The following is a 24,111-nucleotide window of genomic DNA, read 5'->3' as shown; positions in this document are numbered from 1 at the left end:
CGCACCAGTTGCGCCGGACCAGCCAGAACTAGGCGGCCACCTGATCCGCAGCATGCCCGGCGGCACGAACAGCCGCGGTGGGAGCCTGCGTGATGATCGCAGGCGGCGGGCGCAGATCAGACCGCTCCCACACCGGGCTGACACGCACCACCGTCGCGGGGGTCGCGCGATGGATCAGCAGCGCGTGCCACTGCGGGATCGTGCGCACCCGGTCGACCGGGCACACCCGCACCTTCTCGTAGCGCTCCTCGCCATCACCGGTGGGCACCGGCTCGTGCCGGTCCCCGCACAGCACTGAGGCCTTCTCCAAGTCCTCGCGCAGCGACAGCCCACCGAAGATGAGCTTGGCGTTGGTGGCGTTCCAGATCGTCTCGCCACCCTTGGCGCCCCAGCGCTGGGCGAGCTGGGACGGCGACTGCACCGCCCACTCGATGTGCACACCGCGGCCCCCGGCGTCGGCGACCCAGCGGTCCAGCGGCACCGGGGTGATCAACGCAGCCTCATCGAGGAACATGCCCAGCGGCGGATCCAACCGCCCCTTCGGCCGCGACGACGCGACCCGCTTGGCCGTCTCGAAAAGGTGGCCGGTCATCGCCGCCAGCAGCGGCGCGATCGAGGCATGCTCACGATCCGAGCCGACCACGAACAACGACCCACGACTGGCGAGGAGCTGGTCAGCATCAAGCTCCTGACCGCCACCACTACCAGTGACCAGGTCTGCGACCTGCGGATCGGTCATGAACTTCACCGCTTCGGATAAGGTCATGAAGATCGAATCGCGGGTCTTGCGGGCATCGGTGGCCAGGACCTGGCGCAGAGCGTCCAGCGTGCCTTCGGGGACACGCCCGCCAGGATTGCGTCCCAATACGTCCAGCGCTTCACCCGCTCCCCCGCTGCGCGCGTCGCTGGTCGGGGAGAACACCCACCGTGCCACGGTGGTCATATCCCGTCCGGACAGGTCCGCGGCCATCAGCAGCGCGGTGAGCACGCTGACCGACCACTGGTCCCAACGATCACCACCGTCATCGCTGGCCGACACACCGCCCACCATCAACCCGGCCCGCACCGCCGCGACCTGCGCGTCGGCGCAGCCCGACACCGGTGACCACCACACCGACGACCTCAGATCGCCGAGCTGTTCGGGGTTGAACAGCCACACCGGCCCCTGCTCCGCTCGCTTGCCCGCGCAGAAGTTGTACAGGTCGGGCTTGGTCGAAGTCGCCACCAAGGGACCGTCGTGATCGAGGATGTGGTGACCCATCAACGCCGTCTTTCCGGTCTGGGGCGGGGCCACCAGCCCGATCACATCCCGATGCGGCGCGTAGCAGTCGGTACCGATCACCGGTCCGACCACCGAACGACCCAGCCAGGTCCCGCACCGGCGCACCGTCAGCCGCTCCACCAGCCCGGGTGCCAGCGCTCCCCCGGCGTCGGGCCGGCTGACCTTCGCGGTGACGCTGGGGCGGGTCGCCGCCGCGGCGAGGCGCACCGCGTGCGCAGACAGGTGCCGATGCAGGTCCCACCACCCGGCCCACCCCTCGCCGCCGAATCCGGTCCGCACCCGGGCCCGCTCGGTGTGGCCATACGCCGCCCGGCCGGGCGGGATCGCCAGCACCGCCACCCCGACCGCCGTCAGGACAGCACCGGTGACCACGACCATCACATCGGGCAGGACCAGCAGTCCTACCCCCAGCACCAGCCCTGCTGCCGACACCGCGCCAGGCAGGGCCGGGCGCCACAGCAGCAGCGCCGACGCGGCCGCGGCGACCGCGCCGACCACGGTCGCCACGGTCGCCGGACCACACAACAGCACCAGGCCCAGCAGCAGGCAGCAGGCAGCGGCTGCCTGGACCAGGCCCCGGGACAGGGCCCTCGCCGTACGCTCGCCGAGGCCCGCCCACACCGCGGAGGCCACGATCGACCGGACCAGCGGTAGCAGGACCCACCACCACACCCGGCTGACAGCCCGCCGCATCGAGACCAACGCAGCAGCTCCTTGCCTCAAAGGCTCCGGGGAACGGCCCGACGTCGAGTCGTGGTGCTGATCCTCGGCCGTCCCCGCTCGGTCCTGTCCGACCTCGACGGTTGCCGTGGACTCAGGGTCGTGGGCCACGCTGTGCAACTCGGCGGGGTTCATGCGCCCACACCCACCGTCTCGCCACGATCATGCCCGACGAGGACCAGCGCATCGGAACCACCGGACGAGCAGGCGTGCTCCGGGTCGGTAGACATGCCGGAGGGCCGGGGCTGATCGGTAGTGCGCTCACTCTGTCCCATGCCGAGCTGGCGCTCGGCTTCCTCAATATCGCGGCGGCCGGTGCGTGGAGACTGGCCGAAGATCGCGCCGACCTGGGATCCGGTGAGCTCCACCGACGGTACGAGGCCTGCGCGGATCAGGTCCTTCACCTGCTCGACCCGGACTGCGGGGTCCGCGCGGAGCAGCTCCTCACGCTCCCAACGCACCCCGCCGCCCGCGCAGGCCACCGGGAGACCCTGCGGCTCGGCAGCACCGTCCTCGAGCGCTGCCGAAGCTCGCGGCTCCGCAGCCTCCACCACGGCCGGTTCGGCGGCAGCGATACCCGCCGCCACGGCAGCCTCAGCCACCGTCACCGGACCGTCTCCCGAGTCCGCTGCAGCAGCCTTGACCGCCGCGGTGAGACGATCCCGGATCTCTGGCGCAGCCTCGGTCGCGACGAACACGACCAGCGGCGGAACCGAGTGCAGCAAGATCAGCCCCGGATCCAGCGCTCCCCACGCCTTCCAGGTGTTCATCGCATACGTCGCGCCCAGCGTCGCCCAGCGGGCCCGGCGAGCCCAGGCCGGCGTCGCCAGCTGCCACCGGGAGGTCGTCTGCTCCGCCAGGACCACCGCGATCAACACCAGTGACACCATCGGGTCGAGCAGCCATGCCGCCCACCAGCCTGGAGACCACTTCTCGGTCCCCTCGGCGCCGAAGTCCTGCACGTTGGTCATGCAGAACGCCATCCCGAGCACGATCCCGGTCCACATCAACCGGTTCACCTGGCTCCGGACGCGCTCCACCTGAAGGGCAATCACATCCGGGTGCGTCGACAAGGCGCGTACCTGCGCCGAGTGCTCGGCCTCGGCGGCCAGTTCCGCAGCCTGTTCGCGCAGCGACTGCGCGGACTTACGCGGCCACATCGAGACCACCCGCCGACGTCGCGAGACGAGCCGTCCGAGCCCGAAGGCCACGCAGCCAACTCGCCGTCTCACGTCGAGACCTCTGCGCATCTTGCCCCGCAAGATCCGGGGCGGGCGCCGCCTCGACGGCGCACCCGCGGCACGGCACACCGGCCGCCACGGTCAATGACGCCGGATCGACCAGCAGGCCACACAGCGCGCGGTAACGCCCGGTGGCCCGGCCGACGGTGAGCTCGTCCGCTGCAACCTCGTGCTCGAGTCCGTCGCCGACAGCGGTCACCAGGACGTTGTCGTCCTGCCGGCTGCGAGCAGGCGGCCAGTCATTAGGGGTGAGGCGGGCATCGGCCGACCCTCCGAGTACCGCCACCACCGGGCGCGCGGGCCGCAGGTGAGGACTCGCGGGTGGGCCCTCGGGCCGGTGGTCTCGGTTTGGGATCCTTGACATGACGGTCGTGCTCCTCGTGCTCGACGGCTGGGTGAGCGCGATCTGTCAGGCCTCGGCGGATGTGGCTGCATCCGTCGGGGCCGCCCACCGGCACATGCCGGGGAATCGCACCTCCGCAGCGTATCCAGTGATACGATGGATAACAAGCGGCGATCTGACGGTTGGAGGGCGCCGCACCTGCTATCCAGTGAGCGATTGACTAGCTGGTCGAGACCGACCGACACTGACCTGGTCACACCCTGACCGGGAGGAACGCCGATGACCGAGCACGTGCCCCATCTCGAGATCCGCACGCTCGTAACCACCGCCAGCGAATGCGGCGAGAGCCGAGTCTGCCCGTCAGTCCACGAAGTCGTCGGCGACACCGAAGACCTGTGGGTCGTGTCCAAGCGGACCACCCCGGCCGAGGCTGCCCCTTTCCAACACCTGCTCGACAAGGGCGAAGTCGTCGGCTGGATGCCTGCCGGGCTGCTCCCGGCCGAGTGCGACGCAGTCGCGCGCACCCGTGGGGTTACTGGACCTGGCCTCCATCCGGATCGGGTGTACGTGATCTCATCCGAGGTCACCGGAGAGGTCGAGCTCATCGCCTTCGCGGAGCTGTTCGACCCCATCACCGAACAGCTCGGGACGGTCAAGGCACGACTCCTGGAGGGAGTAGCAGCATGATCGACGAACAGCAGCTCGAAGCTGCCATCGACAAGCACTTCCACCACGCCGGGGACCGTCTGTTCCGGATGGAGTGCCTCCCCCGCTACATGGCGAGCGAGGGCGAGGAGAGCGACTTCCAGCGCTACCTCGCCGGGGCTGACGGACCCGACATGGAACGCAAGGAGCAGTGGCTTGCCATCCTGCGGGGCGAAGAGGCCCGCGGGCTGATCTCTTATCGCGTGCGCGCCTTCTCCAACGCCATGACCGAGTACGAGCGGTACGAAGCTGACTGGTGCTACGTCCACAACGCCGCAGCCGGGGAGGACATCTCCGTACTCCGCGCTGGCGAGCACGACACCCCAGCGACGTTCATCCGCGAAGACTTCTGGCTGGTCAATGACGCGCTGCTGATCCCGATGCAGTACGACGAGCACGGCCGCTTTCTGAGCGCCGACATCGTCACCGACCCCGACCTGATCGCGCCGTACCTGCGGGCACGCGACGACGCCCACTCGGCGGCGGAACCGTTTCGCGTGTGGTGGGACCGGCACCCCGAGCTGCACCACCGCCAGAGGGCAGCCTGAGCTCAGTGCCCGATGCGCAGTCGAGTAGCTCACCGGACAGCCTCCCGCTGTCCGGTGAGCTACTGCGCGCGCTGCGCGAGCAGACCGGCCTCAGCCAGAACCAAGCACGCAAGGCAGCCGGCGTCGGGCAGTCCTCGCTGTCCCGCACCGAGGCCGGCGAGTCTCGACCGACCCCACGACTGGTGCGCGCGGTGCTGCAGGTTTACGCGCAGCAGGGCGTCGACTCACTGACCCCCGAGCGCATCGAGGAGCTCGTCGAGCAGGCACAAGCCCTCGAGGTCGAGCGCGTGGACGCCCGTGTCGTCCTGCAGAGCGGGAGCGCCCACCGGTTCCAGTGGCGCATTCACGAGGCCGAGCGGGCCGCCCGCCTGGTGCGCTCCTACCACCCCTCGGTGATCATCGGCCCGCTGCAGACACGACGCTACGCAGGCGCGGTGTTCACCCCCGACGCACAGCTCGACGAGCAGGACGCGGCTCAGTCCGTCGACGCCCGCATGGAGCGGGCCCAGCTACTCGCCGATCCCGGCCGCTCCTGGCAGATGGTGCAGAACGAACAGGCCCTGCGCTGGCCGGTCGGCAGCTACGGGCAACAGGCCGAGCAGCTGGAAAGCATCGCGCGCATCGCTACCCAACCGAACGTCATCTTCCGGGTGCTGGCTCTGGACACTGTTGCGCCCAGTCCCGCGCCGGTGTCGGGCTTCCACCTCTACGACGACACACAGGCACTCGTCGGCACCGAATCCGGCAGCACCTTGATCCAGGACCCCGACTACATCGCCATGTACGCGCAGCTGCACGCCGAACTCTCCGAACTCGCTCTGTCCGAAGCCGAGTCACTCGAGCTGGTGCGACACCTGGCGGACGACTACCGAGAACGAAGCTAGCCACCTGCCGCTTGCACATGCGACAGACTGAGGCAGCACTCATCCGAGGAGACACAGCCACCACACACCACACCGCGGACAAGCAGGCGCCGGCCGCAGCTGCGATCGAGCAGGCGCGGCGCCTGGATCCAGCGCTGCGCGCGTTCCTCTCCATCGGTCTCGACACCGGCGCGCCACCTCATCCAGGCGACACAGCTGAGTCTCCGCTGGACGGTCTACCGATCACGGTCAAGGGCGAACGAGGCGCCCGGCTCCCTGGCGTACAAGGTCTTCTCCGAGCCGGCGCCGTGCCCATCGGGGCCACAACCGTCCCTCGTGGCCGGCGCGGCTACCAGACCTGGGGCTACACCGATCGCGGTCCGACGCGTAACCCGTGGCGCTCGGATCTGTCTCCCGGCGGGTCGTCGGCCGGCGCGGCCGCGGCAGTCGCGGCCGGGATCGTCCCGCTGTCCTGCGGTAGTGACGGGGCCGGGTCGGTCCGGATCCCGGCAGCGTGGTGTCACGTGATCGGCTTCAAGCCGAGCACCGGCCGCGCCCCCACCTCCGACCCGACTGGGCTCGCCGTACCCGGTGTGCTGGTCCGCGAACCCGCCCTACTGCGGCCCTGGGCCGCAGCCGTGCTCCTCGACTGGTCCCTGCATGCAGCGATGTCAGAGACCCCTCTGGCGGCCGCAGGCTGGTCGGCCACCCTCGGTTTCGCGGGGCCGCACCTCGACCCCGAGGTCGCCGAGATTGCCGAGCGGGCAGCTCAGGCCCTGTGCGCCCGCGCCGGCCTGGCCCTGTCCCGACCGGGGGTCCACCTAACCGATCCCGAGAGCGCGTGGATGACTCTGCGCAGCTCCACCTCGAGCGCAGCAGACCGGCGCCTCGCACAGCGAACGCGACACGACAACAACAATCGGCTCGCCGAGCTTCTCCAGAACTTCGACCTGTTGATGACGCCCACGACCCCCGGGCGAGCACATGGCCACGACGGTCCCGGCGCACACCTGAGCGTCGCACTCACCTGGGGCATCAACCTCTCCGGGCACCCCGCAGTGAGCGTCCCGGCCGGTTTCACCGCCGACGGCTGCCCGGTCGGTCTGCAGATCATCGCCCGCCCCCGCGGCGACGAGCTGCTGCTGCAGCTCCTCGAGAACCACGTACCGCCGGCCCCGATCGCTCCCCTCGCGCAGCAGGCCATGACGAACCTGGAGCCGTGAACGATGATGACCGCTATGACTACGGCCCACACCCACGGCCTGACGCTGGCCAGCGACGCGATCCTGAGCTGGACGCACCGCTACGGGTCGACCACGTCGTGCCTGGCGCGCCTGCGCGGCACCCGGGACCCGGCCGCAGCCGATCGCCTGCTGCTGACCGTCGTGCTCAGCGAGCTGCGCGGCCAACCACGCGGCCACTACGTCCTCTCCGACGTCGCCGGCGCCGCGAACAGCGCACGCGCCCAGCTCGTGCCGGGCAGCGTCGACCCGGGCGCGATCACGTGGCTGGTGCACCACGGCGAGTTCTCCAGCGCCGACCCGACCGGGCCGGAGTCGCTGACCCGCGTCGACCTGCACTGGACCCTCGACCGCTACAGCGTCCCGGCCTGGGACGAGGTGACCCGGCTGAACTACGACGACTCCCGCCAGCTGCTCGCTGAGCTCCGACTGCGCCCGGTCGACGAAGTCCTCGCCGCGATGCCCTGGGACATCCCCCGGCCCCGACAGGACGGCGGCGACGACGGCGCGCACCAGGGATGACCGACACACCCCAGACCCGCACGATCCCCGGCCGCGCGATCCTGGCCGAGGTGCGCGACACCTACCGCGACGCCTACGAAGCCACCCTGCAGGAACACGGCACCCGGGTGACGGTCGTGCGGTTCGAGCCGACCACCAACGACACCATCTGGGCCGCTCGGATGGAGGCATCCCGCGTCTCGGCCGAGCAGAAGGTGCGCACCTTCACCGCGCTCGGAGCCACACCGAACCACATCGTCGTGCCCGACAGCATCGGCATCAGCGAGATCGCCGACATCATCCACCGCGCCAACGACGACCCCCAGGTCGCCGGGATCATCGTCCAGGCCCCGCCACCGCAGGCCGTGCTCGCGCTGCTCAACGAGATCGACCCCGCCAAGGACATCGACGCCCTCGGCATCTTCGCGCCACGCACGGCGTGCGCGACCGCCGACGGCGTCGTTCGCGTCGCCGAGCCCTACCTACCCGACGCCCGCATCGCGGTCGTCGGCAGCAGCGGCTTCGTCGGCTCCGGTGTCGTAACGCTCCTGCGCCAGGGCGGCCACGATCCGATGCTGTTTGAGAACGGGGACGACCTGCGCCGTCTCCGCGACGCCGACGTCGTGCTCTCGACCACCGGGAGCCCGTGGCTGCTGACGCCCGACCACATCCACCCCGGGCACCGCCTGGTCGTCGACTCAGGATTCACCCCACACCCGGACGGGCCCCGCGGTGACCTCCACCCTGATGCTGCAGCGCAGCCGCAGGTCGTCACCCCTGTGCCCGGCGGAATCGGGCCGGTGGAGATGGCGGTACTCGCCGAACGCCTGCTGCATCAACGCGCCGCTCCCGAACTCGGTGCCTGGCGGTTCCACGGACTGGACACACAGCACCAAACCCTGACGACAGTGCACGACGATGTTGACCATCAGCTACAGCATCGCCACGAGCTCCAAGGCCGGGAGCCTGAAGCCCAAGAGCTGGGCTACGACCGCAACGAGGAGAACGGGCTCGAACTGAGCTGATAGGCGCACTACTCCGCCCTTCCGGCGGGGGCTCGGGTCGGGGAGCCGGGCGAAACACGGAGTCGCGGCGCGTCGGCTCAGCTGTATCAGAAACCTGTGGCAAGATCCCGCGCATGCCGAAACGGGAAGCCCACGGCGGGCGCCCCTCCAAGGGGGCCCGCGACACGATGGTGACCCGGCTGCCTGCCAACGAGGGCGCCGCGGTCCGTCAGCTGGCCGTCGACCTCGACTGGAGTTACTCCGACACGCTGGCAGCCTTGATCAGGCTCGGCATGCAGCACCGTGAACAGCTGCTGATCACATCCACCAGCCACGATCAGGAGGAGCTGCCTCTGAACAAGGCCTCCTAGACAAGAACGAGGCGGCCCCCCGGCCAGGGGGCCGCCTCGGTTCGTTCTCGCATCAGGTCGGACCAGCACCCGCCTGACGCCGTAGCCCCGGCGAACCGGGGCCAATCCCCCACCTACGAAGAAGGGGCGCTTTCGCGTGTCCAGGATACATCCTGGGCCGGGAGCCAACCACCACAGACACGGGGCGAGTTCGTCGTGCCCAGAACCAGAGCGCTCGCCAGCAGCGGGCACCGGGTTCTGCGTGCTCTGCTACGAGCACGGCGCATTCACCCTGGCTTCTGGCCCCACCCAGCTCTGCCTGCTCCACCAGCTCCCCGTCGGTGAGCAGCCACCACCGGACTCCTTCGGGATCCGCGCCGGTACTGCTCGAGCGCGCGCCACCCCGCGAGGCCGCGGCGCCCGCCACACCAGCGGCCCCGGCCGCACGAGCCGCGCCGTACCCCCGAGCACCCGGGTGCGAGCTCGCGGGATCGCCCGCGCCCGCGCCCGGCACGCGCGCGGGTTCACCCCGCACCCGGGGTGGCGCAACTTCATCGACCACGACTACCGGGTCCTGACCTCCCAGCCCGAAGCCCTCGACCACATCGCCCGCCTGGTCGACGACGAGGACTGGCGCTCGGACAAGCGCCGCAGCTGGTCCGCGATCCTGCGCCGCCTGGTCTGCCACATGGACTGGGACACCGGCCTGATCACCGGCCTGAGCGCCGAACACCTCGCCGCGGCCGGCGCCCGCGCCGCCCGCACCGTGTCCCGCGTGCTGGCCTGGGCCCGCGAGATCGGCCTGCTCGTCGTCGTCGAAGCCGGAGCCAGCGCCGAGTTCCTCGGCACCGACAGCGGACGCACGCCCACCTACGCCCTCGTGTCCCACACCCCCCTGCCCCAGCTACGTCCCGACGCGGCGGCCGTGGACCTCGCCGACACATCGGCAGGTCAGTCGACTGTGGATGAAAGTGGCGACCTCCCCACTTCTTACGTGAGTAGTAAGCCCTTGACGGGCGGCAGACGGTCTCAGCTCACCTCCAGCCGCACATGGCACCCCTACGACGTCCCCGACACCCCCGGTGCCAGAAACGCAGCCACCCTCACCTTGCTCTCGCATCTCGGCCTAGGAGGCCGACAAGGTGGCAAGATCGAGATTTGGCGAGCCCGGGCTCTGCTCAAGCCGTGGTGGGACGCCGGCGCCACCGTCGCCGGACTCCTCCACGCCCTGGAGTACCACCCCGACCGGCCCAACCACCGCCGCGGCGACCTCTCGGCCGGGGCACGGGATCCGCTACGGATCATCGGGGCCCGACTCAAGCCGTGGCGCGGCCGCCTCGACGAGATCCGCGCCAACCAGATCGGACGCATGCGGACCCACGACACCACCACCGGCCGGGGCGGCGGTCCGAGCAGCGGCGAAAGTAGGCCTGCGGCGCGACTCGATCCCGCACTGCTCGACCGCCCCGCCGGGCGGGGCGCCCGCCAAGCCGCCCGCGCTGCCCTCAGCGAACATCTGCGCCAACTCCACCAGTCCCGCGCCGCTCGCCAGCTCGGCACCCGCGGCGCCGCCAGCGCTCCACGGACCACACCATGACACCCGCCCTACAGACGTCTATCGGGCTGACCCGGTCAGCGGCTTCGGCTGCAGCCGATATGAAGCAACGGGTTCGCCGGACTCGGACCTTTCCCGGGCGCTGCGGCTCCGGGTGGAGCAGGGCCACCGCCATGACGCGCGGCGCGCTCGGCGGCACCCTGTGGGCGTAGGTCAGCCCACGCGTGGATCCCGGCCGGCCAGATGGGGCGAGCGCCAGCGGCATTTCTGCCACCGTTTCCGAAGCTCCCGACAGCGTCCTCTCCCTACGACTACTCCACATGGCCTAGTATTCGGACATATGGGGTCAGCGCAGGGCCGCGGGCGACGGCCGTTCTTGCTGGTTATTGCCTGCCTATGTGCGGCCGTCACGGCTTGCTCTGCGACGCCCCCGGCAGCTCCTGCGCCGGCGCCCGCCCCGGCCACTCCGGAGCCTACTGCCGACCCCCGGAACTGGGTCGGTGCCTGGAGCGGGGCGCTATACGGCGGACCCTCCGTGGACGAAACATGGGAGCCTGTCAGCAGGGGAATAGGAGGAGGGAAGTCGACCTCACTCCCGTTTACCGACGAAGGCACCCTCTCGGCAGGCGACGCCAGCGTTCTATCGGTTACCGATATCCGGTTCGTCGCAGCCGTCGAACCGCCGAATCCGGATGAAGCATTTTCCCCACCGCCGGGACACCGACTCATAGCGATGTCACTGTCTCTCTACGGTTACAAACTCAGTCCGCCTGTCACCTGGGTTGACATCGAAACCAGCGGTGTACAGCTTCGCGTCCCCATTGAGGACAAGCTCCCCAACAGCTGGCACCACCTGAACAACACTTACATGGTTGGATATCCAGGGTCAACTTCAGGAACAGGGCCAATCCCTCCGACCAGGATCGCGTTCGTGATTCCCGACTCGAATACTCCGAAACTCACCCTGACAGCCTCGAATGGCCGAAGCACGACAGTGAGCCTTTGCCAACCTCGTGTTCGTACTGGTCAGCGAGTGTCCGGCGTGGCGTGACCTGAGATGGGTGAAGCTCCTGGTAGACGGGCGATTGACTAGATCTGACCGCCTGACCAGGAGCTTCAAGGTGCTGTCCTACCCGTCCGGGATGACCGTGTCCAGCCGCGCCCTGCACGTGTTGTCCGACGCGCTGCGCGCACACCGCAACCAGCGCCGCACCCGGTGGCGCAAGCTCACCCCGGGCCGCCAGGCCCTGCTGGTGATCGCGCACCTGCGCAAGGGCGAGACCTACGCGGATCTGGCCTGTGGATTCGGCGTCGGGACCTCGACGGTGTACCGCTACCTGCGCGAGGCGATCAGGCTGCTCGCCGCGATGGCCCCGACCCTGGAGCAGGCGATCGAGGTCGCGATCGGGAAGGCGTTCGTGATCCTCGACGGGACCCTGCTGCGGATCGATCGGGTCGGCATGGCCGGCGGCTACGACCGCGCGTTCTACTCGGGGAAACACAAGGCCCACGGGTTGAATGTGCAGGTCATCGCCGATCCGATCGGCAGGTTGGTGTGGATCTCCCCGCCGCTGCCCGGTGCACGACACGACATGGGAGCCGCCCGCGAGCACGGGATCATCGATGCTCTGGACCAGCACCAGATCCGGGCGGCAGCCGACACCGCCTACCAGGGCGCCGGCCCGACCGTCGCGGTTCCCCAGCGCCGGCGACGCAAGGACCCCGACACCGGCCGCTACCGGCGGCTGTCGCGGGCGCAGAAGGAGGTCAACGCCGCGCACGCCCGCCGCCGCGGACCGGGCGAGCGGGCCAACGCCGAACTGAAGAACTGGAAAGTCCTCCGCAAGATCCGCTCCAGCCCGAACCGGGCCGACGAACTCATCGCCGCAGTTCAGACCCTCGTGATCGCCAACGCTTGATCAGGTTGGCAAAGGCTCATTGAGTTCTCCGTGCTCTCTCGAGGGGATCGAGCGGCAGGCTCCGCGACCGGGGCCGCAGTGTCAGGCGGGCCGAGGATCGGGGAGGCTGACGGGTCGGCTGGCGTCGGGCTCGTTGCAGGACACGGCGCCGTCGAAGACGAAACGGTGCACGTCGAGGACCTGATAACGCCGGCGTCCGAGTTGGCGGCCTACGCACTACCGCCAACCACATGGACCACGTGCACACCTCGTTCGACTGACATCAGCTGCCGTCGCGCCCCCGGTCCGAGGACGTCGAACGTGTCGGGTGGCATCGGTCAGCCGCCGCGGACGGATCGTTGGGCCGTTCCTGCAGAGCCGGTCGCGGCGCGGTCGGTGCGCCGCGCTGTACCGGTCGGGTAGCTCTAAGGGGGGTCAGTTGGATTTGGGGTCGTCGTCTGGCATGGACTCCTTGCCGACCTCCTGGGCGAGGAACTCGGTCGGGTGCGCCCGGTTGCCGACGTGGGCCTCGGCTCGAGCTCGCTGGACCATGTGCGGGTAGTGCAGGTCGAACGCCGGGCGCTCGGAGCGGATCCGCGGCAGCTCGGTGAAGTTGTGCCGCGGCGGCGGGCAGGAGGTCGCCCACTCCAGCGAGTTCCCGAAGCCCCACGGGTCGTCGTGCTCGGCGACCCGGCCGAACCGGTAGCTCTTGAACACGTTGTAGATGAACGGCAGCGTCGAGGCTCCGAGCACGAACGCACCGATCGAGGAGATCGTGTTCAGGGTGGTGAAACCGTCCGAGGGCAGGTAGTCGGCGTAGCGGCGCGGCATGCCCTCGTTGCCCAGCCAGTGCTGCACCAGGAACGTCAGGTGGAACCCGATGAAGGTCAGCCAGAAGTGAACCTTGCCCAGGGTCTCGTCCATGAACCGGCCGGTCATCTTCGGGAACCAGAAGTAGATGCCGGCGTAGGTGGCGAACACGATCGTGCCGAACAGCACGTAGTGGAAGTGCGCCACCACGAAGTAGGTGTCCGAGACGTTGAAGTCCACCGGCGGCATCGCGAGCAGGATGCCGGTCAGGCCGCCGAACAGGAACGTCACCAGGAAGCCGACCGAGAACAGCATCGGGCTCTCGTAGGTGATCTTGCCTTTCCACATCGTGCCGATCCAGTTCACGAACTTCACCCCGGTCGGGATGGCGATCAGGAACGTGGTGAAGGAGAAGAAGGCCAGCAGCACCGCGCCGGTGGCGTACATGTGGTGCGCCCACACCGCGACCGACAGTGCCGCGATCGCGATCGTCGCGAAGACCAGGCCCTTGTAGCCGAAGATCGGCTTGCGGGAGAACACCGGGAAGATCTCGGAGACGATGCCGAAGAACGGCAACGCGACGATGTAGACCTCGGGATGGCCGAAGAACCAGAACAGGTGCTGCCAGAGCACCACGCCACCGTTGGCGGGGTTGAAGATCTGGGCGCCGAGGTGGCGGTCCGCGGCCAGCGCGAGCAGCGCGGCGGTCAGGATCGGGAACGCGATCAGGATCAGCAGCGCGGTGATGAAGATGTTCCAGGTGAAGATCGGCATCCGGAACATCGTCATGCCCGGCGCGCGCATGCAGACGATCGTGGTGATGAAGTTGACGCCGCCGAGGATCGTGCCCAGACCGGAGACGACCAGACCCATGATCCACAGGTCGGCACCGGGCCCGGGCGAGCGGATCGCACTCGACAGCGGGGTGTAGGCGAACCAGCCGAAGTCGGCGGCACCGCCCGGGGTCAGGAAGCCCGACAGGACGATCAGGCCGCCGAACAGAAACAGCCAGTAGGAGAACGCGTTGAGCCGCGGGAACGCGACGTCCGGGGCGCCGATCTGCAGCGGCACGATGTAGTTCGCGAAGCCGAACAGGATCGGCGTCGCGTACAGCAGCAGCATGATCGTGCCGTGCATGGTGAACAGCTGGTTGTACTGCTCGGTCGACAGGAACTGCATCTCCGGCCGTGCCAGCTCGGCCCGGATCAGCAGGGCCATGGCGCCGCCCGCCAGGAAGAACCCGAACGACGTGACCAGGTACAGGATCGCGATGTCCTTGGGGTCGGTCGTCCGCAGCATCTTCAGGAACGTGGAGCCTTTCCCGCTGCGGCGTGGCGGGTGTGTGCGCACCGACACCGGCCGGGGGCCGACTTGGGTCATGGAGAGGTCCTTTCGATGCCGGAGCCCAGCTCCCTCTGGCCGGCACCACCGACGGCAGGGATGAGCCCCGTGGAGAAGGGAGAGCGGGCGCGCACCGAGTCCGGGGTGCCTGTCGGCAGCGGGCGGCGGGCGCAGGCGGAACCGCAGCAGTCACGGCCGAGCTCTCGCGGGCATAGACCCGAGCCGGGCGAGTGCTGCCGGCCCGTCTACGTCCGTGAGATGCCGAGCCCGATCAGAAGTCGAGCACCGGAGAGGACCGATCCCGTGGGTGCGGGCGCCGCTGTCGGCGACGGGCCGCTCGGCTGCGATCGCTCAAGCGCGGGAACGACCACCGCGATCTGAGCGGGTCTGTGCTCGTCGTTGCGTACCTGCGCGATCGGCGCGGCGTGGCCGTCCGGGGGCGATTCCGGGCAACCCGCCGTGTGGGCGCCGCTACCCGGGGCACCAACGGTAGGAGCCACCGATGAGGCATCGGCAGAAGCGGTGGCCATCGCCGGGTGCGCCTCAGGGCTCGCGTCGGCCCAGGACAGCGGATGCAGCGCCAGCAATCCCACGAGGGCAACCAGCAAGGTCAGAGCGACCCCACCCCGCTGCACCATTCTGTGTCCCGTCTCGTCGGCAACCCCCGTCGACCTCCGACACAGCGTAGAACACTGACGTGGGCGACGGGGTACGGAGCCGCACCTTCAGTTCGTAGGAAGCGGCTGTGCGCCGCGCTCGGCCAGCAACGACCTCATCAGCTGTGACTCCGCGGTCTGCGCGGTGAGCATCTGCGAGGCCAGGTTCCGCACCTCGCTGGTGTCGGCGTGGTCGCGACCGTACTGCAGCATCGACGCGCCGCCCTCGTGGTGGCGCAGCATCAGCTGCAGGAACACCACGTCGAGCTGCGGTGGCGGCGTCGCCCGCAGCCGGGCTAGCTCCTCGGCGGTGGCCATGCCGGGCATCCTGGACACCGAGCCGTCGGCGTTCATGCTGGCCATGGCGTCGCCGGGCTGGTTCATGTCGTCGGCCATCCACGCCATGTGTCCGCCGGTGGGCAGCGTCGACGCGTCCCACAGACCCAGCCAGCCCTGCATAATCCCGACCTGCCGGTTCTGGGTGGTCTCGATGTCGAACGCCAGCTGCCGCACCCGCGGGTCGCTGCTGTATTCGTGCGCCCAGGACGCCATTTCCACCGCCTGGCGGTGGTGCACGCTCATGTCTTGGGCGAATCCGACATCCACCGAGCCGGACTGCGGGACATAGGGGCCGAAAACCCCGCGGACCGCCAACCCGGCGACGACGACGGCCGCCAGCGCCAGCACCGCCAGCGTCACCACCAGCGGGTGACGCCAGGGCGACCCGCCGGTTGCGGGGGTGGGGGTCGAGGAGTCGGCGAGGTCGGTGCTCACGCGATCACTGCCCCGGCCCGCCCTGGTCGGGCTGCGACGCCGGGTTTGTACCCTCGCTCTCCGGCAGCACGGTCTGCCGGTCGACCGCGGGCTGCGGCGGCGCCGGCTGGAACGGCGGCGGGTTGTCCTGGTCGAAGCCCTGCGGGCCGGTGGCGTCACAGGAGGCGCCGACCTCGGGGTGGGTGAACCGGTTGGTCCGCAGCGAGCGGGTGAACTGCTCGATCCGCTCGTCGTCGGCCGATCCGACCTTGAGCTGGTGGCCCCAGGACTGCAGCGAGATCGGGGAGTCCAGGCCCGGGTAGGGCGACATCACCGTGTAGGGCTGGCCCTCGACCCGCGCGCGCAGCGACTCCAGCGCGTCGCCGGAGACCTGGGCGGGGTTGTAGGTGATCCACACGGCGCCGTGCTCCAACGAGTGCACGAGGTTCTCGCTGCGCACCGGATTCGGGTAAACCGCACCGTTGCAGGCGGCCCAGAACCCGTCGTGCGCGCCACCGTAGGGCGGGCTGTTGGTGTACGCGACCTGCTGGACGCCCAGCACGTGCTGGCCACCCTGGTACTCCTGCGTGGCTATCCCCGGAATGGCCAGTGACGGGTCGCGGTTCTCCTCGCTCGGCCTCCATTGCGCGTTCTGGCCGCGTTGGACCAGCGGATAGCCGATGAACACCGCGGCCAGCAGCACGATGACCACGATCGCGGCGACGGTCCCCCAGGGAACCTGGCGCTGGTTGACCGCGGCCACCGACGGCGGTCGCCCTTTCGAAGGCTTGTTGCCACGAGCCATGCGTACATCCTGTTCGTCTGTGGTCCGACGCCCCGCAAGTCGAGGGACGCCGCCTGGCGGTTATTGGCCGGCCCACCAGCCGTACGAGGACCGAGCAGCAACACGATCCTCCTCATCCGGGTGACCGGTAGGGGGCGTCGCGCGCGGGCTGCACCGCGCCCGGGGCCGGCGCGCCGGGCCGTGCGCCGGCCAGAACCGCGTCGATGACTCCGCCGAGCGACGCTGCGGACACCGGCCCGGTGATCTTCGCAGCGATCACGCCCGAACGGTCGAGCACGAACGTCTCCGGTACCCCGAACAACCCGAAATCCAGCGCGGCCCGTGACCCCGGGTCGGTGACGTACCGGTAGTTGTCGCCGCCGCGGCCGAGCTCGTCGAGAAACGCCCGTGCCGAGGCCGGTGAGTCCTGGTAGTCGACGCCGACGACCACGACCCCGCGGTCCCGGTAGCTCCGGGCCGCCTCCACCAGGACCGGGTGCTCCTCCCGGCACGCCACACACCAGGAGGCCCAGAAGTTGACCACGACTACCCGGCCCCGCAGGTTCGCGAGCGAGACCTCACCGTCGCCGTCGAGCTCGGGCAGGACGACCGCCGGGGCAGGCTGCCCGATCAGGGGGCTGTCCACCACGGTGGAACCGTCGACGAGGCGCCATCCGAACACCGCACCGACCCCTATCGCGATCACCACGACGATCACGGCGCCGATCCGGACCCCGCTCCACCGGGCGGTCCGCGCGGTCACCGGGGCCCCCGGACCGCCGCGCGTGTGTCGGCGAGCAGCTCCTCGACCCGGCTACGGAACTCCGCCGGGAGATCGGGGCGGGTCGCGAGGCCCTCCAGCACGGCGATGCCGCCGCGCGGGTCGCCCGTGCCGTCGATCAGGACGTTCGCCCGGACCCAGGCCGCCTCGGCCGAGTCGGGCTGCAGGGCGAGCGCGCGGTCGACGTTCTCCAGCGCGGGGCCGGTCTGGCCGATCTGCAGCAGCAACCAGGCCAGCCGAGTGCGGACGTCCGCGTCGTCGGGGCGTCGGTTGGCGGCCTCGACGTAGTGGCGCATCGCGGCGCCGTAGTCACCGGCAGCGACGTAGCGGTCGGCCAGGGCCAGTCGCATCCCGATCACGTCCGGGTTGTCGGCCACGACCCGCTCCAGCTGCTCGTCGTCGACGGCGGCCGGATCGATCGGCGGCGGCGCGCCGGGTCCTCCGGCCATCGGCTCGATCCCGGTGGCGGCGCCGCCGGCCGGCCGGTCGACCACGGCCGCCGGCAACAGCACCACGGCTGCGACCAGGGCGACCGTAGCGGCGAGAACGTACGCGAGAGTCCAGGCCCGGGGGCCGCGAACTGTTCGGGGCCTGCCCGTCGGTGGGTCCGGCGAGTCGATCGCGGTAAGCGCCTCGGCCGCGACCGACTCGTAACGCCGCCGCAGCTCGCGCGCCCGGTCGGCGCCGATCTCGCCGTCGACCACCTGGGCCTCCAGCTCGACGAGGTCGCTCAGCGCCTGATCGGCGATCTCGCGGTCGCGGCGGGAGCTCATGGGTCCACCTCCTGGTGGCCCGGCATCTCGCGGTGCCGTCGGACTGCGGCATCCACCCTGACCCGGTCTGCGTCGGACAGCGGCACGAACACGGTGCCCCGTCGTGGGAGTGACCGCGCCAGCAGAACGACAATGCCGGTAAGCGCCGCTGCGACAGGCAGTACCCACAGCAGCAGAGTGCTGCCCGACGCCGGCGGATCGATGACCGTCCAGTCGCCGTAGCGGGCCCGGAAGTAGGCGACGACCTCCTCATCGCTGCGCCCGGCCGCCACCTGGTCGCTGACCACCTGCCGCATGGCCACGGCAGTCTCCGACGGTGACTCGGCGACCGAGACACTGGTACAGACGGGACAGCGCAGCCGCTCGGCCAGATCCTGGACCCGGTCCCGCTCCGGTGCCGGGGCCAGGGCCAGTACCACGGCGACGACACCGGACAGCAGGACGACCGCCACGCCGATCACCGCCGACCCGCGGCGGATGGCGGGTTCAGGCACCGCCGCTCACCCGTTCTGCAGCCCGTGTTGGACCGGGCTCGCGGCTCCGGGCTCCGCGGCGCGGACCGCTGAGCGCCCAGAACCCGCCGGCCGCGACCATCCCGCCGGCTACCCACATCCAGGACATCAGCGGGTAGCGGAACAGGTTCAGTGTGACCTGCTCGGGTTCGAGGTTGCCGAGCGCGACGTACACGTCCTGAGCTGGGGTGCTCCACACGTCTGGGTTGCCGACGGCCTGCGGGCGGCCCGGGAAGCTGTTCAGTCGGGGCGCCATCGTCCGTAGCACCTCGTCCCCGGCCCGCACGGTGATGTGCGCGTCAGTGACCAGCCGGTCAGACAGCTGGTGCTCGTCGACGTAGTCGAAGGTGAGCGTGTAGCCGGCGAAGATCACCGAGTCGCCCCGGTCCAGGCTCACCGTGCTGCGGTCGGCCAGCCCGGAGGAGACGGCGACCACGACCGCGAACAGCGCGACGCCGAGGTGAGCGAGCTGCCCGCCCCAGTAGCCACGCCGGCCCCGGACCAGCCGCCAGACACCGGCCGGGGTCCGGGCGGGCGCGGTCACCACCGCCTGGCGCGCCGTGGTCGCGGCGATCCCGGTGGCCAGTGCGGCGACGGCGACGATCCCGACCGAACGCACCCCGGCGAGCAGCACCGCCACCGCAGCCAGCGTGGCGAGCAACAGCGGCACACGGGTCCGGCCCCACACGACCGCGACGGACGCGTGCCGGTACGGCGTGACCGGGCCGGCCCACATCGCCAGCAGCAGCCCGAAGCCGATCGGCACCGCCATCCGGTCGAAAAACGGCCGGCCCACCGAGACCTGCTCGTCGGTGATCGCTTCGAGCACGACCGGATAGAGGGTCCCGAGCAGGACGACGAACGCGAACAGGCTCAGCAGCAAGTTGTTCAACAGGAACATGCCCTCCCGGCTGGCCGGTGACTCCGGCCTGCCGTGCGAGGCGATGTGGTCGGCGCGCAGGGCGATCAGGACGAATCCGGCGACGACCACGACGACGAAGAACACCAGCAGCGGTGGCCCGACGTCGGACTGGCTGAAGCTGTGCACCGACTGCACGACCGCGCTGCGGGTCAGGAACGTCCCCAGGATCGTGAGCGCGAAGGCGGCCAGGACCAGGACGAAGTTCCAGGACTGCAGCATTCCACGCCGGACTTGCACCACGGCCGAGTGCAGGAACGCGGTCGCGACCAGCCACGGGATGAGCGCGGCGTTCTCCACCGGGTCCCAGGCCCAGTAGCCGCCCCAACCCAGGACCTCGTAGGACCACCAGGCCCCCACGATGAGACCGGCGGTGAGGAAACTCCAGGCCACGAGGTTCGACCGGCGGGTCCGGTGCAGCCATTCGACCCCCGGCACGCGACCGAGAAGCGCGGACATCGCGAACGCGAACGGCACGGTGAGGCCCACGTAGCCGAGGTAGAGCAGGGGCGGATGTATCGCCATCAGCACGTGGTCGGCCAGGATCGGGTTGGGTCCTGGGCCGTCGGCGGGCACGTCGGCGAGGATCTCGAAGGGGTTGCCCGCCAGCGCGACGAGCCCGAAGAAGAACGCGCCCACCGCTCCCAGCACGCCGAGCGCGCCGGTGCCGAGCCGGTCGTCGGTGTCGGGGACCCCGCGCGTCACCACGGCGGTGAACCCGGAGAGCACCAGCACCCAGAGCACCAGGCTGCCCTCGAGCGCGGCCCACGCGGTGGTGATGCTGAACAGCGTCGAGGTGGCGCGGGAGTGGTTCTCGGCGACGTAGGCGACGGCGAAGTTGTCGGTCAGCAGAGCCACCTGCAGCGCGCCCATGGCCAGCACGGAGCCGCCGAGCATGAACCCGGCACCGACCACCAGCTGCCGGTGTCGCACGGCTGCGGGTCGGCGTTGGGCCAGAAGACCGAAGACCGCCAGCACGACCGAGCCCGCCAGCCCCAGCATCAGGCCCGTCCATCCGGCCGCGGGTATCGCGGTCGTCATGCCGGATTCCCGTCGTCGGGTGGCTGATAGTTCTCGTCGTGCTTGACCTTCATCGAGTCCGAGACGAACGTCGTGCCCTGCCAGGAACCCTCCAGCACCACCCCGACGCCCGCGCCGAAGAGTTGAGCGGGTGCTCCCCGAAACTCCACGGGCACCCGGACGCCGACCGGACCGGCCGACGAGGTGACCTCGAAACGGACCACCTCCGAGTCGGCGACGACGCTGTCGGCCGCGACGAGGCCACCGAGCTGGAAGCGGGTGCCCTCGGACTGCGTGGCCCGCTGGGCGAGCGCCTCGTCCGGCTCGAGGTAGTAGACGAGGTTGCCGTTGAGGTTGCCGAACAGCAGCACGCCGACCAGGACCGCAAGCACGCCGACCGCGGCCACTCCCAGCAGCCGGTAGCGACGCACGATCCCGGGTGGGCGCGGGTCGACCGCGGTCATCGGCGCCCCCGTTCGCGTGCGCGGAGCCGCGCGGCCGCCGCCACGAGCACGCTCAGGTAGGCGGTGACCGCGGTCGCGGTGACGCCGTAGCCCAGTGCCACCCACGCCCAGGCCGTCATCGGGTCGCCTCCGGCCGGGGCGCGGTCACCGCGTCCCCGGCGACGGGACCGGGCCCGGTCAGTTCCGCGGCGTCCAACGCCGCGTCGGCGGCGCCGAGTCGCATACGCGTGCGTACGATCAGCACGAACAGCGCGGTGAAGGCGAGGACGGACAGCAGTAGTGCGGCCAGCATCCCGCCGCCGATCGCGGGAGCGGCGGGCCGCAGCAGCGACGGCGGCTGGTGCAGGGTCCGCCACCACAGCACCGAGAAGTGCACGAGCGGAACCATCGCGAAGGCGACCACCCCGAACACGGCCGAGCGGCGGGCCCGCGCGACCGGGTCATCGATCGCCCGACGCAGCGCGAGGTAGCCCAGGTACACGAAGAACAACAGCGCGGTCGTGACCAGTCGGGCGTCCCACGTCCACCACACACCCCAGGTCGGGCGGCCCCAGATCGCACCCATCGCGATCGCCAGACCGGTGAAGAACACCCCCGCCTCGGCGCTGGCCGCGGCCAGCCGGTCCCACACCGCGGTGCGCCGCCACAACCAGACCAGCCCCGCCACGAGCGTCACCCCGTAGGCGAGGAACGCCGTCCACGCGGCGGGCACGTGCACATACATCAGCCGGACCAGTTCGCCCTGCAACCGGTCCGGAGGCGAGGCCAGCGCGGCGGTCAGCGCGACGGCCACGGCGAGCGCAGCGCCGGCCGGGAGCCTGCGGCCGAACACCGCCCGCGGGGTCGCTGGCACCGGCGCTGGCTCTGCCGGGTCGGTGGTGCTCATGATGGATCCTCCAGATGACGGGCGCACCACGCGGCCAGCAGCGCGGCGGCGAGATCGACGGTCACGGCCAGGACAAGCCACGGCCAAGCCGGGCGGCCGTAACGGGCCGCATCGAGGACACCGGTGGCCGCGAGCAGCAGCGGCACGGTGAGCGGGGCGACGAGCAGCGGCCCCAGCGCGGCGCGCCCCGCAAGGCCCTCCGAGACCTGGTCAGCCAGCGCACCGAGCGTCCCGAGCCCGACGGCGACCAGCGGCACCATCGCCAGGAGCCACACCCAGCCGGTGGGCTCCGGTGCGTAGAGCACCAGCGCGACCGGCGCGATGACAGCCTGGAACCCGAGCAACAGGACCGTGTTGCCGAGCGCGCGACCGGCGAGCCGGACCCGCGGGGTCACCCCCGCGAGGCTCAGCACCGCGCGCTGCGCGGGGCCCTCGACAGCACCGCCGCGCACGGTGACAAGCACCCCGAACAGCAACACCACCACCCAGAACAGAGCGGGTCCGAGCATGCGCAGCAACGGGGTGTCTGCCCCTACGGCCAGGGGCACCATCAGGAGCGCGACGGCACCGAACGGCGCGACGACCAGGAACGCCTCGCCGGTGCGGCGCTCAAGGCGCAAGTCCTTGCCCGCCAGGACGAGCGCCTGGGTCAACGGCGGCACGGCGGCACTCATACGGGTTCCTCCGCCTCGACCCGGCCCGACCGGACCCGGACCCGCCGATCACAGAGACCGGAAAGCCGGTCGGGCTCGTGCGAGACAAGCACACACGCGCCCCCGTCCCGGCCGGCGACGGCGCGCACGACGTCGTCGACCAGCGCCGCGGCGTCACGGTCGAGTCCGGCGTGCACCTCGTCGAGCAGCACCAGACCGGGCCGGGTGAGCAGCACCCGGGCCAGATCGGCGCGCCGACGCATGCCCTGCGAGCACGCGACCGCGGGGCGATGGGCGGCCCGTTCGAGGCCGACCTCGGCCAGGGCCGCGTCCGCCCGTTCGGCGGGTTGTCCGATCAGGCGGGCGACCAGCCGCAGGTTCTCGGCGAGCGTGAGTCGATCGTAGAGCGCTGCGGTGTGCCCGACGAGCCCGATCCGCGGCCGGACCGCACGTCGTCCGGCCGGGTCGAGGCGGCGGCCGAACAGCTCGACCGTGCCCGATGTCGGCCGGACGAGGGTGGCCAGCACCTCAAGCAGGGTCGACTTCCCCGAACCGTTGGCTCCGAGCACGCCGACGACCTCTCCTGCCGCGACCTCCAGGCTCAGGTCACGCAGGATCGTGATCCGGTGCCGGTCGACGCGGACGGCGTCGAGCCGGGCCACCACCGAGGGGTTCACCGCATCCGCCCCAATCCGCGACGACACCGGGCTTCTACGTATCGTAAAAGATGACATATCTCGCGTTTCGGCCCCGTGTGGCCCCCAGCCGTCGTCGGAGGCGTTGTGGAACTTCTGGGCCTCGTCGCCCTCGCGCTCGTGGCCGGGGTGGTGTCGTTCAGCTCGCCGTGCGTGCTGCCGCTGCTGCCGGGCTACGTGTCGTATGCGAGCCGAGCAACCGGGCGCACCGGTGACGGCCGCCGGAGCGGGCGCGGCCCGGCTCTGTTCGTCATCGGATTCAGTACGGTCTTCGTCGCGATGGGGCTCACCGCATCGGCGGTGGGGCTGCTGCTGCGGCAGAACCTGGACGTTCTCACCCGGCTCGCCGGCGGGGTCGTCATCGTGCTGGGGCTGGCCATGACCGGGCTCGTACACGTCCCCCTGCTCGGCCGTGAGTTCCGTCCGGGACTGCGGCGAGCCGGATCGAGCGAGATCGGTGGCTTCGGGCTGGGTGCGGCGTTCGCACTCGGCTGGACACCCTGTGTCGGGCCGGTCCTCGCCACGATCCTGACGATCGCGGCCTCGTCGGGGGAGCTCGCGACCGGGGTGCTGCTTCTGGTCGCGTACACGCTCGGCCTCGGTGTGCCGTTCCTGTTGCTGGCCCGCGCCCTCGACCGTGGCCGCGACCGCCTCGCGTGGCTGCGGCGCAACACCCGCAAGATCGAGATCGGCGGCGGGCTCGTGCTGGTGCTGACCGGCGCTCTGATGATCAGCGGGGTCTGGTCCACCCTGATGGCAGGGGCGCTGGCCGGCTATGCGCGGCTCGGCTGGCCCCCGATCTGAGGTTCGCTC

The 24,111-nt window shown here is 70.5% G+C and carries 24 protein-coding genes; 10 read left to right on the top strand and 14 right to left on the bottom strand.

The window, feature by feature from the left end; genetic code table 11:
* Positions 1-28 precede the first annotated feature (28 nt).
* Entirely contained in the window at positions 29-2,137 is a 2,109-nt protein-coding gene (locus ZF1_RS28700; protein ID WP_482638868.1) for a type IV secretory system conjugative DNA transfer family protein, read from the bottom strand.
* Positions 2,134-3,213 (bottom strand): hypothetical protein, encoded by a 1,080-nt coding sequence (locus tag ZF1_RS28695; RefSeq protein WP_482638867.1) that lies wholly within the window; start codon positions 3,211-3,213, stop codon positions 2,134-2,136. Before ZF1_RS28695 ends, ZF1_RS28700 begins: the two co-directional genes overlap by 4 nt.
* 652 nt (positions 3,214-3,865) lie before the next feature.
* On the opposite strand from ZF1_RS28695, the gene ZF1_RS28690 reads away from it, so the two are divergent.
* From ZF1_RS28690 to ZF1_RS28650, 9 genes are all read left to right on the top strand, one after another.
* Positions 3,866-4,273, top strand: coding sequence for a hypothetical protein (locus ZF1_RS28690; protein WP_482638866.1), 408 nt, complete (start codon positions 3,866-3,868; stop codon positions 4,271-4,273).
* A complete protein-coding gene (locus tag ZF1_RS28685; RefSeq protein ID WP_068801020.1) occupies positions 4,270-4,839 on the top strand; it encodes a DUF6879 family protein in 570 nt (189 codons plus the stop codon). Before ZF1_RS28690 ends, ZF1_RS28685 begins: the two co-directional genes overlap by 4 nt.
* Positions 4,840-4,844: 5 nt before the next feature.
* Positions 4,845-5,723 (top strand): helix-turn-helix domain-containing protein, encoded by an 879-nt coding sequence (locus tag ZF1_RS28680; RefSeq protein WP_482638865.1) that lies wholly within the window; start codon positions 4,845-4,847, stop codon positions 5,721-5,723.
* A gap of 17 nt (positions 5,724-5,740) precedes the next feature.
* Positions 5,741-6,925 carry an amidase family protein gene (locus tag ZF1_RS28675; protein WP_083276263.1) on the top strand — a complete coding sequence of 395 codons (1,185 nt, stop codon included), beginning with the start codon at positions 5,741-5,743 and terminating at the stop codon, positions 6,923-6,925.
* A 15-nt stretch (positions 6,926-6,940) separates the two neighbouring features.
* Positions 6,941-7,465, top strand: coding sequence for a hypothetical protein (locus tag ZF1_RS28670; RefSeq protein WP_482638864.1), 525 nt, complete (start codon positions 6,941-6,943; stop codon positions 7,463-7,465).
* Positions 7,462-8,469, top strand: a complete 1,008-nt coding sequence (locus ZF1_RS28665; protein ID WP_482638863.1) for a tetrahydrofolate dehydrogenase/cyclohydrolase catalytic domain-containing protein — start codon at positions 7,462-7,464, stop codon at positions 8,467-8,469. The genes ZF1_RS28670 and ZF1_RS28665 overlap by 4 nt, the downstream gene beginning before the upstream one ends.
* Positions 8,470-8,582: 113 nt before the next feature.
* Positions 8,583-8,819: a hypothetical protein gene (locus tag ZF1_RS28660; RefSeq protein WP_482638862.1), complete on the top strand. Its 237-nt coding sequence runs from the start codon at positions 8,583-8,585 to the stop codon at positions 8,817-8,819.
* Positions 8,820-9,273: 454 nt separating this feature from the next.
* A complete protein-coding gene (locus ZF1_RS28655; protein ID WP_482638861.1) occupies positions 9,274-10,395 on the top strand; it encodes a hypothetical protein in 1,122 nt (373 codons plus the stop codon).
* A 1,079-nt stretch (positions 10,396-11,474) separates the two neighbouring features.
* Positions 11,475-12,272, top strand: coding sequence for a transposase family protein (locus ZF1_RS28650; RefSeq protein ID WP_345651138.1), 798 nt, complete (start codon positions 11,475-11,477; stop codon positions 12,270-12,272).
* Positions 12,273-12,686: 414 nt separating this feature from the next.
* Here the strand turns inward: ZF1_RS28650 and ctaD are convergent, their stop codons facing one another.
* From ctaD to ZF1_RS28590, 12 genes are all read right to left on the bottom strand, one after another.
* Positions 12,687-14,441 carry an aa3-type cytochrome oxidase subunit I gene (gene ctaD, locus ZF1_RS28645; RefSeq protein WP_482638860.1) on the bottom strand — a complete coding sequence of 585 codons (1,755 nt, stop codon included), beginning with the start codon at positions 14,439-14,441 and terminating at the stop codon, positions 12,687-12,689.
* A 686-nt stretch (positions 14,442-15,127) separates the two neighbouring features.
* Positions 15,128-15,832, bottom strand: a complete 705-nt coding sequence (locus ZF1_RS28640) for a DUF305 domain-containing protein (RefSeq protein ID WP_482638859.1) — start codon at positions 15,830-15,832, stop codon at positions 15,128-15,130.
* A 4-nt stretch (positions 15,833-15,836) separates the two neighbouring features.
* Positions 15,837-16,616 carry a DUF3105 domain-containing protein gene (locus tag ZF1_RS28635; RefSeq protein ID WP_482638858.1) on the bottom strand — a complete coding sequence of 260 codons (780 nt, stop codon included), beginning with the start codon at positions 16,614-16,616 and terminating at the stop codon, positions 15,837-15,839.
* A 112-nt stretch (positions 16,617-16,728) separates the two neighbouring features.
* Entirely contained in the window at positions 16,729-17,358 is a 630-nt protein-coding gene (locus ZF1_RS28630; RefSeq protein WP_482638857.1) for a TlpA family protein disulfide reductase, read from the bottom strand.
* Entirely contained in the window at positions 17,355-18,149 is a 795-nt protein-coding gene (locus tag ZF1_RS28625) for a tetratricopeptide repeat protein (protein ID WP_482638856.1), read from the bottom strand. Before ZF1_RS28625 ends, ZF1_RS28630 begins: the two co-directional genes overlap by 4 nt.
* Positions 18,146-18,601, bottom strand: coding sequence for a cytochrome c-type biogenesis protein (locus ZF1_RS28620; protein WP_482638855.1), 456 nt, complete (start codon positions 18,599-18,601; stop codon positions 18,146-18,148). Before ZF1_RS28620 ends, ZF1_RS28625 begins: the two co-directional genes overlap by 4 nt.
* Positions 18,602-18,635: 34 nt before the next feature.
* Positions 18,636-20,621, bottom strand: a complete 1,986-nt coding sequence (locus ZF1_RS28615; protein ID WP_482638854.1) for a heme lyase CcmF/NrfE family subunit — start codon at positions 20,619-20,621, stop codon at positions 18,636-18,638.
* Positions 20,618-21,064, bottom strand: coding sequence for a cytochrome c maturation protein CcmE (locus ZF1_RS28610; protein WP_482638853.1), 447 nt, complete (start codon positions 21,062-21,064; stop codon positions 20,618-20,620). The genes ZF1_RS28615 and ZF1_RS28610 overlap by 4 nt, the downstream gene beginning before the upstream one ends.
* Positions 21,061-21,183, bottom strand: coding sequence for a hypothetical protein (locus tag ZF1_RS28605; RefSeq protein ID WP_482638852.1), 123 nt, complete (start codon positions 21,181-21,183; stop codon positions 21,061-21,063). Before ZF1_RS28605 ends, ZF1_RS28610 begins: the two co-directional genes overlap by 4 nt.
* A complete protein-coding gene (gene ccsA, locus ZF1_RS28600) occupies positions 21,180-21,950 on the bottom strand; it encodes a cytochrome c biogenesis protein CcsA (protein ID WP_482638851.1) in 771 nt (256 codons plus the stop codon). Before ccsA ends, ZF1_RS28605 begins: the two co-directional genes overlap by 4 nt.
* Positions 21,947-22,624 carry a heme exporter protein CcmB gene (locus tag ZF1_RS28595; RefSeq protein WP_482638850.1) on the bottom strand — a complete coding sequence of 226 codons (678 nt, stop codon included), beginning with the start codon at positions 22,622-22,624 and terminating at the stop codon, positions 21,947-21,949. Before ZF1_RS28595 ends, ccsA begins: the two co-directional genes overlap by 4 nt.
* Positions 22,621-23,307 (bottom strand): ABC transporter ATP-binding protein, encoded by a 687-nt coding sequence (locus ZF1_RS28590; RefSeq protein WP_482638849.1) that lies wholly within the window; start codon positions 23,305-23,307, stop codon positions 22,621-22,623. The genes ZF1_RS28595 and ZF1_RS28590 overlap by 4 nt, the downstream gene beginning before the upstream one ends.
* Positions 23,308-23,385: 78 nt before the next feature.
* Between ZF1_RS28590 and ZF1_RS28585 the strand changes: the two genes are divergently transcribed.
* Positions 23,386-24,102 (top strand): cytochrome c biogenesis CcdA family protein, encoded by a 717-nt coding sequence (locus ZF1_RS28585; RefSeq protein ID WP_482638848.1) that lies wholly within the window; start codon positions 23,386-23,388, stop codon positions 24,100-24,102.
* The last annotated feature ends 9 nt before the right edge of the window (positions 24,103-24,111 follow it).

Source organism: Pseudonocardia sp. ZF1 (genome assembly GCF_056835605.1).
Note: the sequence above shows the minus strand (reverse complement) of the source record. Positions and strands in the feature narration are given on the sequence as shown.